The organism is Oceanobacillus arenosus, assembly GCF_003369575.1.
Taxonomy (GTDB): domain Bacteria; phylum Bacillota; class Bacilli; order Bacillales; family Amphibacillaceae; genus Oceanobacillus; species Oceanobacillus arenosus.
Genome location: NZ_PIOC01000010.1, coordinates 329,481 through 344,505 on the forward strand (window position 1 = coordinate 329,481; position 15,025 = coordinate 344,505).

At 38.0% G+C, this 15,025-nt stretch carries 14 protein-coding genes; 11 read left to right on the forward strand and 3 right to left on the reverse strand.

The features are described 5' to 3' along the window. Positions 1-47: 47 nt before the first annotated feature. Entirely contained in the window at positions 48-344 is a 297-nt protein-coding gene (locus tag CWR48_RS06350; RefSeq protein ID WP_115772383.1) for a DNA-binding protein, read from the forward strand. Between the two features lie 139 nt (positions 345-483). On the opposite strand, the gene CWR48_RS06355 is transcribed toward CWR48_RS06350, so the two are convergent. Next, positions 484-1,254 carry an SDR family NAD(P)-dependent oxidoreductase gene (locus CWR48_RS06355; protein WP_115772384.1) on the reverse strand — a complete coding sequence of 257 codons (771 nt, stop codon included), beginning with the start codon at positions 1,252-1,254 and terminating at the stop codon, positions 484-486. 176 nt (positions 1,255-1,430) lie between these two features. Here CWR48_RS06355 and CWR48_RS06360 point away from each other — a divergent pair, with 176 nt between their 5' ends. The 9 genes from CWR48_RS06360 (at position 1,431) to CWR48_RS06400 (ending at position 10,851) form a co-directional block, all read left to right on the forward strand. Then, on the forward strand, positions 1,431-2,024 hold the full coding sequence (locus tag CWR48_RS06360; protein WP_115772385.1) for a TetR/AcrR family transcriptional regulator: 594 nt from the start codon (positions 1,431-1,433) through the stop codon (positions 2,022-2,024). Positions 2,025-2,255: 231 nt separating this feature from the next. Continuing rightward, the gene (gene pdxR / locus CWR48_RS06365; RefSeq protein WP_115772386.1) at positions 2,256-3,656 is read left to right on the forward strand and encodes a MocR-like pyridoxine biosynthesis transcription factor PdxR; all 1,401 of its coding nucleotides are present in this window, start codon (positions 2,256-2,258) and stop codon (positions 3,654-3,656) included. 324 nt (positions 3,657-3,980) lie between these two features. Then, complete coding sequence (metK, locus tag CWR48_RS06370; RefSeq protein WP_115772387.1) at positions 3,981-5,168, forward strand: methionine adenosyltransferase; 1,188 nt, start codon at positions 3,981-3,983, stop codon at positions 5,166-5,168. Further along, a complete protein-coding gene (locus CWR48_RS06375; RefSeq protein WP_115772388.1) occupies positions 5,168-6,670 on the forward strand; it encodes an aminotransferase class I/II-fold pyridoxal phosphate-dependent enzyme in 1,503 nt (500 codons plus the stop codon). Before metK ends, CWR48_RS06375 begins: the two co-directional genes overlap by 1 nt. Further along, positions 6,670-7,107 carry an adenosylmethionine decarboxylase gene (speD, locus tag CWR48_RS06380; protein WP_115772389.1) on the forward strand — a complete coding sequence of 146 codons (438 nt, stop codon included), beginning with the start codon at positions 6,670-6,672 and terminating at the stop codon, positions 7,105-7,107. Before CWR48_RS06375 ends, speD begins: the two co-directional genes overlap by 1 nt. Next, positions 7,107-7,961: a polyamine aminopropyltransferase gene (gene speE / locus CWR48_RS06385; RefSeq protein WP_115772473.1), complete on the forward strand. Its 855-nt coding sequence runs from the start codon at positions 7,107-7,109 to the stop codon at positions 7,959-7,961. The genes speD and speE overlap by 1 nt, the downstream gene beginning before the upstream one ends. Then, positions 7,954-8,811, forward strand: a complete 858-nt coding sequence (gene speB / locus CWR48_RS06390; RefSeq protein WP_115772390.1) for an agmatinase — start codon at positions 7,954-7,956, stop codon at positions 8,809-8,811. The genes speE and speB overlap by 8 nt, the downstream gene beginning before the upstream one ends. A gap of 403 nt (positions 8,812-9,214) precedes the next feature. Next, positions 9,215-9,835, forward strand: coding sequence for a DUF47 domain-containing protein (locus tag CWR48_RS06395; protein ID WP_115772391.1), 621 nt, complete (start codon positions 9,215-9,217; stop codon positions 9,833-9,835). Positions 9,836-9,849: 14 nt separating this feature from the next. Further along, complete coding sequence (locus tag CWR48_RS06400; RefSeq protein ID WP_115772392.1) at positions 9,850-10,851, forward strand: inorganic phosphate transporter; 1,002 nt, start codon at positions 9,850-9,852, stop codon at positions 10,849-10,851. Positions 10,852-10,905: 54 nt separating this feature from the next. Here the strand turns inward: CWR48_RS06400 and CWR48_RS06405 are convergent, their stop codons facing one another. Together CWR48_RS06405 and CWR48_RS06410 are read right to left on the reverse strand one after the other, a co-directional pair. Further along, positions 10,906-12,822 carry a vWA domain-containing protein gene (locus tag CWR48_RS06405; protein ID WP_115772393.1) on the reverse strand — a complete coding sequence of 639 codons (1,917 nt, stop codon included), beginning with the start codon at positions 12,820-12,822 and terminating at the stop codon, positions 10,906-10,908. Between the two features lie 16 nt (positions 12,823-12,838). After that, positions 12,839-13,714 (reverse strand): ATP-binding protein, encoded by an 876-nt coding sequence (locus tag CWR48_RS06410; protein WP_115772394.1) that lies wholly within the window; start codon positions 13,712-13,714, stop codon positions 12,839-12,841. 309 nt (positions 13,715-14,023) lie between these two features. Between CWR48_RS06410 and CWR48_RS06415 the strand changes: the two genes are divergently transcribed. Beyond that, positions 14,024-15,013 (forward strand): diaminopimelate dehydrogenase, encoded by a 990-nt coding sequence (locus tag CWR48_RS06415; protein ID WP_115772395.1) that lies wholly within the window; start codon positions 14,024-14,026, stop codon positions 15,011-15,013. Positions 15,014-15,025 lie beyond the last annotated feature (12 nt).

Here is a 15,025-nt window from a genome sequence, read left to right on the forward strand (position 1 = left end):
GATACTAAAAGAGGGGTATTATACTTTTCATTTAGGAGGAAAGCACTATGGAATTCGCTTTCATTTGGCTAGCTGCAGGAATTGCTATTGCAGGATATTTTATTGGAGAGGGATTGAAGAATTTTAAGAATTCAGATGCGAAAACTTTCATTGATTCGTTAGATGATGATGACGAGCATGAACTAATTAAAGAAAATGACGTACATTATTTTATGGGAATATCGAAAGAGGATGCAAAATCTCTAATCGAGGAACATTCAGACATCCCTCACATAATGATTAACGGTAAGGTTAACTATCCAAAATCCAAATTGCGTAAATGGTTATTGAAGTTAGGAGATTAAATTTCCTGAAGTCACTGCATTTGTACATAGAAGTTATTATTAGGTGACAAAGATCCATTAAAGGATAAACGTAAATATTTTATGATTGATAATTTAAAAACAGGGGTACGGAATCAATAAGATCCGTATCCCTGTTTTCTTATCGTGATGTATAACCTGCATCAGCATGAATTGTTGTTCCTGTGACATAGGAAGATGCATCAGATGCTAACCATAGACTTGCTTGTGCGATTTCCTTTGGAGCGCCAAAGCGGTTTAATAAGCTTAACTGTGGAGCATATTCTTCTTCATTTAAACCAAATTGTTCTAATGCACCGCGGAGCATTGGCGTGTCAATTGCACCAGGAGCTACCGAGTTTACACGAATATTTTTTGGACCATATTCCATTGCTGCAACTTTTGTCATACCGACCACGCCATGTTTTGCTGCAACATATGCAATATTATTGGGCTGCGGACGGAATCCGCTTACAGACGAAATATTAATAATGGAACCACCATTTCCTTGCTTTTCTAATTGTTTGATCTCGTATTTCAAGCAAAGAGCAGTACCGGTTAAGTCTACAGACATTAAGCGGTTCCAGTAATCCTCATCAAATTCTGCAACCGGCTTATCATCTGGAGTTAATGCAGCATTATTTACTGCAACATCCAATCTGCCGAATGTATCAACAGCGAATTTAACCATTGCTTGCACGTCTTCCGATTTTGAGATATCTACTTTGACAAAAGCAGCTTGTCCACCTGCAGCTTTTATTGATTCTGCTACTTCATTTCCTTTTTCTTCATTAAAATCTGCAATGACAACCTTTGCTTTAGCTTCTGCAAATAGTCTAGCAGTCGCTTCACCCATACCCATTGCTGCACCTGTTACGATTGCAACCTTGTCTTCTAATACTGGAAATGTCATTATTTTACCTCCTGTGTAATTAAAGATACAATATAAGATAGGCTTACATATTCATTATATTAATAATAGCAGCACTTCTTCAATCATCAAAGATATCAAAATGTTTATTACTAAACAAAAGACCTTGTTTTGTTCAGTAAAATTGTGGAAGCATGTATGATGGGGTGAACGTACAGATGGAAGCATTTTATGATAAAAGAATTCAACGCTCTAAGACAGCTATAAAACAAACGTTTTTAACATTGCTTTATCAAAAATCGTTTGATCATATTACAATATCAGAAATTGCTGAACAGGCAAATTATAATCGTGGCACATTTTATGCTAATTTTGAAACCAAGGAAAATTTACTAGACGAGATTATCCAAGACGTTTTGAATGACATGATTATCCAAATTCGAAATCCTTACAAAGCAATGGAAAAGGTGAATATGGAGGAGCTCCAGACAGAAAATATTACACTATTTACCTATTTTATAGAAAATGCAGCACTTTTTAAATTAATGTTAAGTGATCATATCCGAGTAGATTTTCGCTATAAGATGGCTAAAGCAATTGAGGAATTATTTATAACAGAATATGAATATGAGCTAGAGGAAGGCAGTACACTTGATCCAAAATGGTTATATATTTATCGTTCCCATGGGATTGCGGGATTAATCATCCGGTGGATTGAGGAGGGGTTCTCTGCATCGCCAGAATATATGGCAAAGCAGATTGTAGAATTGATGACGACATCGACGAAGGTTTTTACTGTTAAGGGGAAGTAGGAAGCGTAATGAAGAATATTATAGAAAAATGAAGTTTCAGTTTATCTTAAATCAATTATTATCGGATTTAATTAGATAGCTGGATACTCGACAAAATTTGACAAAACTCTAGTAGTGACAGGCACCCCATCATTGCATTTTTCTGAATAAATATTATTATAGTATATGAGTGACTATGTTGAAAGCGGTGAATTTGATATTTTGAAGGGGTCAGTAAAGGAGATATAACAATTGGAAATGCTTGCCTGTGATTTAAATCGGAATAGTGATGTGCCTTTATATGAACAATTGTATCGATATATTAAACAAGAGATAGCGGAGGGGCGTTTAGCATATAATGCAAAGCTACCATCGAAGCGGAGGCTATCCGAGTATTTAAAAATTAGCCAGAATACGGTGGAAACTGCCTATGAACAACTGATTGCAGAAGGATATATTGAAGGGGTCGCACGGAAGGGTTATTTCGTGCTTGCATATGAAGATTTAGAATACGTGCAAACGACCGATACTATCTCGAAACAGCAGCATGAAAATGATGAGGCGTTTACATATAATTTTCATCCAAGCAGAATTGACACAGAAAGTTTTCCATTTGCGAAATGGCGTAAGTATGCAAAAAATGCGATTGATCTGGAAAATCATCGTTTATTATTGCTAGGTGATATGCAAGGGGAATACGAGTTACGGCAAGAAATTGCACATTATTTATATCATGCAAGAGGAGTGCGCTGCACGCCAGATGAAATCATCATTGGTGCTGGAATTGAAATTCTCCTGCAGCAGCTCGTGCTATTATTCGGTAATGAAACAATTTACGGTGTAGAAGATCCAGGGTATCATGTGATTTCGCAGATACTCAAAAGCCATCCGAATAAGGTGTTTCCACTTGAAGTGGACGAAGAGGGAGTGAAGGTGGAGCAGATAGAGAAGTCGGCAATAGATATCGTCTATGCTACACCATCTCACCATTTTCCATATGGTTCAGTGCTTTCTGTCAATCGTCGTGTCAAACTATTAAACTGGGCATTAGGTGCAGATAACCGGTATATTATAGAGGATGATTATGATAGTGAATTCCGTTATAGTGGAAAAACAATTCCGTCTCTGCAAAGTATGGATAAGGCAGAGAAAGTGATTTACTTAGGGAGTTTTTCGAAATCGCTCATCCCGTCACTACGTATCAGCTATATGGTGTTGCCGAACCGCTTACTTCAAAATTATAAAGAGAAGCTATCCTTTAATAATTGTTCAGTCTCTAGAATTGATCAGCACATCTTAAGCACCTTTATGAAAGAAGGAGATTTTGAACGACATTTGAACCGAATGCGAAAAATTTACCGGCGAAAATTAGAGCGAACCATTGAATTACTAAAGTCTTATCAGGAGAAGGTTGCAGTAATTGGGGGGCATTCTGGTTTACATATCGTTTTAATTGTTCGAAACGGCATGACCGAGCAGGAACTAGTAGTAAATGCTGCAAGTGCTAATATTAAAATATATCCACTATCCTCCTACTCAATCGAGAAAAAGGCTGAAACTCCGCCGAAAATAATTTTAGGCTTTGCTGGAATACCTGAGAGAGAGTTAGAAATTGCAATTGAGCTATTATTAAGATGTTGGAATATCATTTGATAGATTAAAAGAAACATTGTAAGTACATGTTAAAACTTGGAGAAGTTTGCAGTAAAAAAACAATTGACGTAGCATACAAAATAAATTATTATTGATTTCGGTATAATAAATATCTCTTATTAATAACCGTTGAGACGAGGGGTCGAAGATACGGTGGCAAACCAATCAAGCGTAATTTTACTTGATACTGGGTGCCGAACCTGAGCGCAAAATTCATTTGATTTTGTGAGCAATAAGAGGATAAGCAGCTGATATTAATCGAAGCTTTCCTTGGGTGGAGAGCTTTTTTTTATGCCTAATATTTTTCGTTAGGAGTGTTTAATAATGGCTGAGAAAATTTTATTTACATCTGAATCTGTTTCAGAAGGACATCCAGATAAAATAGCGGATCAAATTTCTGACGCGGTTCTGGATGCAGCATTGGCACAAGATCCTTTCTCAAGGGTAGCGTGCGAAGTATTTACAACAACAAATACAGTGATTGTTGGTGGTGAAATTAGCACTACAGCTGTATTAGATATTGAAAAGATTGCACGGGAAACGCTGATTGAAATCGGTTACGTTGACGATGCTTATGGAATTGATGGGCATACATGTGATGTAAATGTATTGGTGCACACACAATCACCTGATATTGCAAAAGGTGTTGATGCATCAAGCGACACACAGGATATTGGGGCAGGGGACCAAGGGATAATGTTCGGCTATGCTACGAACGAGACTCGCAATTTAATGCCTCTTCCAATTGAAATGGCGCATACGCTTGTTAAAAAGGCCACACGCTTACGCAAGTCTGGGGCGTTTAGATGGGCTAGACCAGATATGAAATCACAAGTTACAATTGATTATACAGATAGATTAAATCCAAAGATTGATACGATATTAATGTCTATTCAACATGATGGCGACTATATACAAGAAGAATTTGAAACGTATGTTAGAGAGGCGATTATGAAGGATACGGCTAGAGCATTTGAATTGGACGAAGATTTTCGAATGTTGATTAATCCAACCGGGCGTTTTGTTATTGGTGGTCCACATGGAGATACTGGATTGACGGGACGTAAGATTATCGTCGACACATATGGTGGCGCTGCACGACATGGCGGAGGTGCATTTTCTGGTAAAGATTACACAAAAGTGGACCGTTCCGCAGCTTATGCAGCACGCTATGTTGCGAAAAACATTGTTGCAGCTGGAATTGCGGATAAATGTGAAATCCAATTGTCATATGCCATTGGGGTCAGTGAACCAATAAGTATCGCAGTAGAAACATTTGGAACTTCACCGTACGCAACGGAAGAACTTCTACAGGCAATTCGGCAGACATTCGATCTAAAACCAGCTGGTATTGTTGACATGTTGAACTTAAGCAGACCGCAATATAAACAGGTAGCAGCATATGGTCATTTCGGCCGGGATGATGTGAATGTAAATTGGGAAAAAATCGATAAAGTTCCCGAATTACTAGCGGTATTAGGAAAAAAGGAACTTGCAGGGGTTGAACAATAATGCAGGGGGTCCAAAAGAGTTACGTGCAAGAATTGGCGAAGCACACTTTAACTCAGGAATCTACACCCTTATTTGACGCGTTAGTAAACTATGCAAAGCAAGATGTGACACCATTTGATGTACCTGGCCACAAAATGGGCGCAAAATTAACTCCTTTAAAAAAGGTATTAGGCGAAATGGTATTGCGAATGGACGTTAACTCGATGAAAGAGCTAGATTTGCTGAGTCATCCCCAATCAGTGATAAAAGATGCACAACGGTTAGCCGCAGAGGCCTTTGGCGCAGATCTGGCTTACTTTTTAATTAATGGTACAACGGTTGGGATTCAAGCTATGATAATGGCCACTTGTGCACCAGGCGATAAACTAATAGTGCCGAGAAATTGTCATAAGTCAGTAATGAACGCTCTAATTTTAAGTGGTGCTAATCCCGTATTTGTTCAACCTGAGATTGATTTTATATTTGGAATTTCGCATGGTGTATCGCTTGAGGAAATCAAAAGAAGTTTGATTGAACATCCAGAGGCTAGGGCATTATTAGTAACTTACCCGACGTACTTTGGCTCAATGAACAATCTAAAGGAAATTTGCCGTTTAGCACATCAATATGATATGGCTGTCATTGTCGACAGTGCACATGGGGCACATTTGCGTTATTTAGAACAGGAAATAATTGATCCGATTGCAGCTGGCGCAGATGCCGCGACGTTGAGCATCCATAAAACCGGAGGCTCTTTAACACAGAGTTCATTATTGTTATTGAATGAGGGTCGTATTTCCCCTTCGAAAATTCAGAAAATGCTAAACATGCTGCAAACAACGAGTGCAAACTATTTATTAATGGGTTCATTGGATGTAGCAAGAAGCGAATTAGCATTACATGGACACAGACTTTACCATAATCTCAAGCCATTGGTAACGGAAGCAATTAGATTAATTGAAAATAATTCTAACTATGAGGTATTAAAAGCGGAATATGTAGCTAATAATTTCCAACAGGCATATGATTGGACAAAGCTAGTTATTCGTGTGAACGGCATTGGCTTAACGGGATTTGAAGTATATACACTTTTAAAAGAAGAATATGGCATTCAGATGGAGCTAGCGGAAGGTTATGTAGTTATGGCTGTACTTTCCACAGCTGACTCGGAAGCATCAATTAATAAACTAGTATGTGCGTTAAAGGAAATTGAATTACTGTATGGCAAAGAAGAGGAGCATTTTGATGGTGACGTTATGTCATACAAAATGAATCGTTTGATTTGCACTCCGCGGGAAGCATTTTATGCGGATACTGAAGTTGTTGCAATTGATCAGGCAGCTGGAAGAGTTAGTGCAGATTCCTTGATGATATATCCACCAGGGATCCCGCTGGTTATTCCAGGCGAAGAAATTTCGGCCGCAACGATCCAACAATATCATTATTACTGTGAGACAATGGGGAACGTTCTAACAGAAGAAAAAGAAGTAAATCAAATAAAAGTATTGAAGGAGATGAAGTAATGGGTTTAGAGATAACGGCGCTAGGTAGGCATGTATTAATAGAATATTACGGTTGTTCAAAGGAAATTATTGAAAATAATGAGTTAATCGAGCAGTATATGAGGGAAGCAGCCGATTACTCCGGTGCGACGATTGTTGAATCAGTATTTCATCACTTCAATCCTTATGGTGTTTCAGGTGCTGTTATTATTGCAGAATCCCATTTGACAATTCATACATGGCCTGAATATGATTTTGCTTCAGTGGATGTGTATACATGTGGGGATTCCGTTAATCCGTGGAAAGCTGCTAATTACTTATCTGAAAAATTACAAGCTAAGAAAACCGAATCATTTGAAATCCCACGTGGAATGGCAGATAGGATTAAGGCATATGCAGAACGAGAAATTGATCAAATTCAAGTAAAAATAGAAGCAGAAATAGAGGGTGTAAAATGATGAATTGGTATACGGAACAATGGAGTACGGAATGCAAGTTTTCAATTAAGTACGATGAAAAATTATATAGTGAAAAAACACCTTTTCAGCAAATCGATTTTTATAAAGGAAAGGAATTCGGAACCTTCTTCACTTTGGATGGTCTCATGATGGTAAACGAGAAGGATGAGTTTATTTACCATGACATGATTGTCCATCCTGCCTTCGCGACGAATCCGAATATAAAGAAAGTCTTAATCATTGGTGGTGGAGATGGTGGAACTGCTCGTGAAGTACTAAGGTATTCATCTGTTGAAGAAGTGATAATGGCTGAAATAGACGAGCGTGTTTTTAGGCTTTGCCAGCAATATTTACCAATCACAGCAGAGACGGTTGAACAAGATTCGCGAATGACATTGCTGTTTGATGACGGCCTTAACTTTGTGAAGAATGCATCAGATGCCTCTTTTGATTTAATTTTAGTAGATTCTACAGATCCAATTTCGGTTGGAGAGGGGCTATTCACTACAGCATTTTATGAGGAATGCTATCGTGTTCTCAATAAGGATGGAATATTAATCAATCAGCATGAGTCTCCATACTTTGCAGAATATGCACAAAACATGAAAAAAGCACATAAGAAGATTAAAGATATTTTTCCGATTACGCATGTATACCAGTATCATATGCCAACATATCCTTCAGGACATTGGCTATTCGGTTTCGCATCTAAATCATATGATCCAATCAAGGACATTGATATAAACAAATGGGAATCTTTCGGATTAAAAACAAAATACTATAATACAAGTTTACACATTGGAGCCTTCAGCCTGCCTACCTATGTTAAAGAGGGGTTGGACGCAGATGAATAAAGCATTAAATATTCATACATTCATCGGCTGCGAGGCGCGATTCGATGAAGCAAATTTAGTTTTGTTCGGTGCACCATTCGATGGTACTACCAGCTTTCGACCTGGAACCCGTTTTGCAATGCAGGCTATTCGCCAAGATTCTTATGGACTTGAAAGCTATTCACCTTATCTTGATATGGATTTGGAGGAGGTTGCCATTTTTGATGGTGGTGATCTTGAACTACCTTTGGGTAATACGGTTCGAGCAATCGAGCAAATCCATGAATATTGTGAGGAAGTATTGGCAAATGACAAAAAGTTTCTAATGGTGGGAGGGGAACATTTAGTGAGCCTGCCAAGTATTAAGGCAGCATACGAAAAGTACCCCAACTTACATGTTATTCATATCGATGCGCATACAGATTTGCGGGAAGATTATCTAGGTGAATCATTGTCACACGCATCGGTTATTAGGCGCTGCCATGACTTTCTTGGTGATGGACGAATTTATCAATTTGGAATTCGATCAGGATTAAAAGAAGAGTTTGAATGGGCGAAAGAGCATACGTATATGGAGCGTTTTTCAATCGACACATTAAAGGAGAAGGTATCTGATCTGAAAGATGTTCCAGTCTATATTACGATTGACCTGGATGTACTTGACCCAGGTATTTTTCCTGGAACTGGCACACCTGAACCAGGTGGAATAACGTACCGTGAATTGTTACACGCAATCGAGGAATTTCAGGGACTTGATCATATTGTCTCAGCAGATATTGTTGAATTATCGCCATCATATGATGTATCGGGTGCTTCGACTGCGATTGCCTGCAAGACTGTTAGAGAAATGCTTTTAACATTATTAAAATAAATAGATATGAAATAAAGCCTGAACAATTAGTGTAATTTATTCCACTGATTGCTCAGGCTTTTAACTAAAAAAAATTTCTCGCCACATCAATACGGCTATGTGAGGCTATCATCTATAAACCTGATTGGCTAGGTTAGTTTTCTAAGTAAATGTTAGAAATTAATGATAGATGTAGGATGATATTAATATAATCGTAAATTTTTAAATATACCAAATTTTAATATAAAATTCTATGACTAATGTAAATTTCCTGTAAATATAATGTGAAATTTTTATTAATATTTTTGTAGATTCCTATTCTTTTCTATTCTACTATTCGATATAATAACTAAGGTATTGATATACATAGATTGCACTATGCGGTTAATGATAGTAATAAGAGTATAGTTATAGGAGGATACACATGGCTTTTAAATCAAAAAAAGATAAATTTTCTGTTGCACTTCATGAAATGTCGGAGAATCTAAAAGAGAGTGCTGATTATTTTGCAGAATATAAAATTAGAGAGATTAGTGACCTCAGGATTTTCGCAGAGCAAATGAAGGTATATGAACATAGAGGGGATGATATTGTTCACGGTATTACAACTGAATTAAACAATACGTTTATCACCCCGATTGAGCGTGAAGATATCATGTTCTTAACGAATAGCATGGATGATGTGTTAGATGGACTTGAAGAATGTGCAGCATTATTTGAAATGTACTCCATCGTGAATATTGATAAATATATGCTGGAATTTGTAAAGAATATCCGTGAATGTACATATGAAATTACAAGAGCAGTAGAGCTGCTGACATTGAAAAAGTTAAAAGATATGCGTGATCATACGATAAACATTAAACGGATAGAATCGAACTGTGATTTGCTTGAACGCCAATCAATTAAAACACTATTTGAAATTGAAAAGGACCCGATTCGCATAATCCAATACAAGGAAATATATGAAAGCTTTGAAGATATTGCCGATCATTGTGAGAGGGTAGCAAACACACTTGAAGCAATTATCATGAAAAATGCGTAAGGAGTCCTCTACGAATGGATAGTTTATTAATCATTACAATACTTATTGTCTTCTGTGCATTAGCATTTGATTTTATCAATGGTTTTCATGATACAGCAAATGCAATTGCAACGTCTGTATCAACAAAAGCGCTAAAGCCACGTCACGCAATTATTCTAGCAGCGACAATGAACTTTGTCGGTGCGATGACGTTTACAGGTGTAGCGAAAACTATTACAAAGGATATTGTTGATCCATTTACATTACCAAATGGTTCGATGGTAATACTTGCTGCACTGCTCGCTGCAATCGCTTGGAATTTAATTACCTGGTACTTCGGTATTCCGAGTAGCTCTTCCCATGCTTTAATTGGTTCCATTGCGGGGGCTGCAATTGCTGCAGCAGGATTTGCTGAAATAAAATGGAGTGGTTTCTTAAATATTCTTACAGCTTTACTTGTTTCACCTGTCCTTGCTTTTACAGTAGGATATATTGTTTATACAATAATAAAAATTATCTTTAGAAATCATAACTTAGCAAAAACAAATAAACAGTTTCGGCTTATCCAAATTGCCACAGCGGCATTACAATCCTATTCACATGGAACAAATGACGCGCAAAAGGCAATGGGGATCATTACGATGGCACTAATGACCAATGGTTATGTAATGACAGATGATGTTCCGTTTTGGGTTCAATTGGCCTGTGCGACTGCAATGGGAATTGGTACTTCTGTTGGCGGTTGGAAAATTATTAAAACCGTTGGTGGAAAAATCATGAAAATCCGTCCAGTTAACGGAGTAGCAGCAGATTTAACTGGAGCGGCAATTATTTTTGGTGCGACACTGATTCATTTACCAGTTAGTACAACACATGTTATCTCATCCTCCATCATGGGGGTTGGCTCAGCACACCGCGTTAGAGGCGTGCAATGGGGAACGGCACAGCGGATGATTATTACTTGGGTTATCACATTGCCAATATCGGCAACACTTTCTGGGCTAATATACTTGGTCTTAAATATATTTGCAGGGTAAAGAATTCCTGTTGAACTTAAAAAGAAACGCAGTAAGGCTCTACTGCGTTTCTTTTTATATTGTTTTTAATAATAGTTTTTTCAGAAGCGGGGCGAAGTGTTCTGGTAGTTCCGAGACACTTGGTATCATGAGACGCTCTTTTCCATAGATGTTTTTCATCGTCATGTCTTCCCGTTCCTTTACTTCACCATCTGCAAGGAACATACCGATGACATCAATATTTTTCTTACGTGCCTCCGATACGGCTAGATGTGTATCGATGATTCCATTTTGATCATAATTTGCTGCCGCTGGTTCCCCGTCCGAGAACACGAGGAGAAATTTATATTTCTCTCTTCTTGCAGCTAAATCCTCCGTAATGACACGAATACTAAAGCCGTCGCGATTATCTTCCTGTGGCTCTAATTGCATAATCCTCGCGCCATTATTTTGATAGAAGGAATCCTTGTGGGCATTAACGATATGGAAGTAATTCGGTTGATATCCATCCTTCACATCGTTTGCATCCTCCCAAAAACCAATAATCGAATGGGCTATCTTTAAATAGTTGAGTACCTCATGGAATAGGATAATCCCCTTTTTGGTTTCCTCCATTTTGCCGTGCATGGAAGCAGAGCAATCTACTAATAGCGTAAATACGGCATCAATCTCTTTGGATTCTTGGTTCTTTTTATAAAAGATTCGTGGGTTCTCATCGATAAATACAGGGAGCAACTTTTTCGATAAGCGACCAAATATTAAATCCTTCCTTGGAGTATTTCGTTTATGTTCCAATGTTTTTTCAATTGTGTTTGAGAGCTTACGCTTATATGCTTCGATTTCTTGTACATATTCCTGATACATTTTTTCATCTTCAACTGTTGGTGTTTCTGCATATTTTATGATCTTGACGGCATCATTATTTTCTTCGCCGTATTTACTTTCGCCATGATTCCCTTGATTCGTATCCTTTTTTGATAAGGATTCAACCTTCGAATAGTCATTTTGCTTACTTTCACCCGAAGTACCTTGAATTTGGGCCATTGCTTGGTCTGCATCCTGCGCTTCTCTTGCTCCATCCCCAATTAGACTTGTCTTCGTCCCTTGATCTAATTCAAATTGTAAGAAGGTTTGATTCGACTCGCCGTCGTTTTTATTCTCGCGATGCCAGGTAGAAAATTTCTCATCAATATATTCACCTTGATCATCTGGAACATCTTCTTCATCATCATTCACTAGATCATCTTTACGGATTAGCTCATCGAATAATGTATTACGAGTAAAATGCTCGATATTTGCGACTGGAAAAATAAAATATTCGTTCATCGAGTCCTTGTAATATCTGCTTACTTGAAAGACGATTTGCTCACAAATATTCGTAATGTCTCTTGTACTTTCCGCCTCATATAACGTATATAGAAGCGATTTGATTCGTTCTAATTGATTTAGCTGTCGGTCATTTGCCCTTGGAAAAAATGGATCTGGACTACTCGACTGCAGCTGTAAATAAATGAGGCAAAATAACTCATCTGTCGCAAAGCTTCTTGTGACATTTGTATCTAATTGCGTTTCAAAATAATGCTTAAGATAGTCTCTTCGGATTGCAAATAGCTTCGTTGTGCCAGGGCGATCTAGCTTTACCTTCTCTTCAAGCCGGATATCCTCGAGCAGCGTAAATAATTGTGCTGCAAACTTAGGGATGCCTGCCTCATCTATGCTATCTAAATACTGCTGCATCGTTTGTACATTGGAATAATGTAATGTCCCAATCGTTCGCAGGTATAAATCCGATTTATGCCCAGCTTCCTTTGCTGGTTCAATTGCAGTGTCCCAGAAGCGACTTGCAGTAACTTTATGATTGATAATATCAATAAACGATCCAAAATTATATTCGAAATTTATTTCAGGATCGCCTGACAATACAGTTGATAAATCCTGCAGCTGTAAGAAAATATTCGTATCTACTCGTGAATTATCATGAAAACGATACATCTAGCATCCTCCTACCCTAGAATAGCGTTTCTGTCAAATTCATGACAAATTCTCTTTCTCTCTCTTCGTCTAATTTATCGACAATAGAGCGGAGAATTGCTCGTTTTGCTGGGATAATGGAGCTCAAATCACATGCATCAAGTAACGCACGAATCGATGCTGCATCCTCAGAAAGCTTTCCTTGTGAAACTGCTGTTACGAGATCATTTGATAATTTGACAAATAATTCAATTGTTTTTTCATTGGTTAGTTTCGTATTGGTCTGGATTAAATTCCGTAATTGTTCGCCCTCAATGTATGGAACTTCAATCACGATAAATCGATTCTTTAATGCTTCGTTAAGTGGTACAGTTCCAATATATCCTTCATTGATTGCTGCAATCACACCAAATCCTTCTTCAGCGGTAATCACTTCGTTTGTATATGGGTTTGTTATCGTTCTTCGGTAATCAAGCACACCATTAATTAGTGGCAATGTTTCTGGTTTTGCCATATTAATTTCATCAATATATAATAAAGTTCCACTCGTCATTGCATTGATAACGGGACCTGGAACAAATTCAATTACTTGTTTTTCACCTTCATATGCTAAGGTTTTAAATCCCAGTAGGCTTTCTGCATCCAAGTCTACTGAACAGTTGACACTGAACATTGGTTGATTGAACAGGTAGGATAATGTTTCGGCGAACTTGGTTTTACCAGCGCCAGTTGGTCCTTTTAATAGGATGTTTTTTCCCATACTTAAAATCGAAATTGCATCGATTAGTAAATCCATATGTGGTGGAACATAGCCACCTTGACGGATTAATTCTGCAAATCCTGGTTTTATTTCGTTTCGTTTTGTATTTAATAGTTCTTCAATATTCTCTGGTAGTTGATAATTTATGTGCATGGTAACGCTCCTTCCATGTCATATTGTAAGCTTTTTTGACGGAAATAACAAAGAATGTTTATTGCTGCGTATTGCTTCCTGGCTAGCCGCTGCGGAAATACACTACGCTGGGTTTGTGCATAATCTATCGATATTAAATCGAAATACGCTCCCAGCATTGTCGTTAACATTCATCATAGAAAGCGACTGTTCACAGTAGAATCAACATTCTTGTAGAAAAAATTCACTCTAAACGTGCATTGAACATTGTGACGAATAGAATAAAAGTGTAGTATGATAATACAAAAGCAACAACATGGAGGGATAAGATTGAGTGAGCAAATTAGAATAGGAATTGTTGGATTCGGTAACCTTGGTAGAGGTACAGTCGAAGCAATTAAGAAATCAGCAGATATGGAGCTTATCGCTATTTTTACAAGAAGAGCGCCTGAGAGCTTAAAAATCGATGAGCCAAATGTTGAAGTTGTACATATATCGAATGTGGAAGATTATCAAGATAAAATTGATGTGATGATCTTATGTGGAGGGTCTGCGACTGATCTTCCTGAACAAGGACCGGAACTTGCGAAGCTATTTAACACGATTGACAGCTATGACACACATGCGAAAATTCCTGAATATTTCAGTTCGGTTGATGCTGTTGCAAAAGAAAGTGGCAAGGTCAGCATTATTTCCGTTGGTTGGGATCCAGGTTTATTCTCAATTAATCGTTTAATGGCAGAAGCGATTATTCCACAAGGTGAAAATTACACATTCTGGGGCAAGGGTTTAAGTCAAGGACATTCGGATGCAGTACGAAGAGTGGACGGTGTGAAGGACGGCGTGCAATACACAATCCCAGCTGATGCGGCAATTGAGAAAGTGCGCAGTGGGGTGAATCCAGAATTAACGACAGCTGAAAAGCATCGCCGTGTATGCTATATCGTTGCTGAAGAAGGTGCGGATAAGGCAAAAATCGAAAATGAGATTAAGACAATGCCGAACTATTTTGCTGACTATGATACAGAAGTAAACTTCATCACTGAAGAGGTATTAAAGGCGGAGCATTCTGCAGCGCCACATGGTGGATTCGTTATTCGCGGTGGGGAAACAGGCGCAGATCAAAATAAACAAATCATCGAATTTTCACTTAAGCTAGACAGTAATCCAGAGTTTACTGCTAGTGTCCTTGTAGCATATGCTAGAGCAGCATATCGCATGTATAACGAGGGACAAGCTGGAGCGAAAACCGTATTCGATGTGCCACCGATCTATTTATCACCACGATCTGCAGAGGATTTGAGAAGGGATTTATTATAGGATTATAGGGGG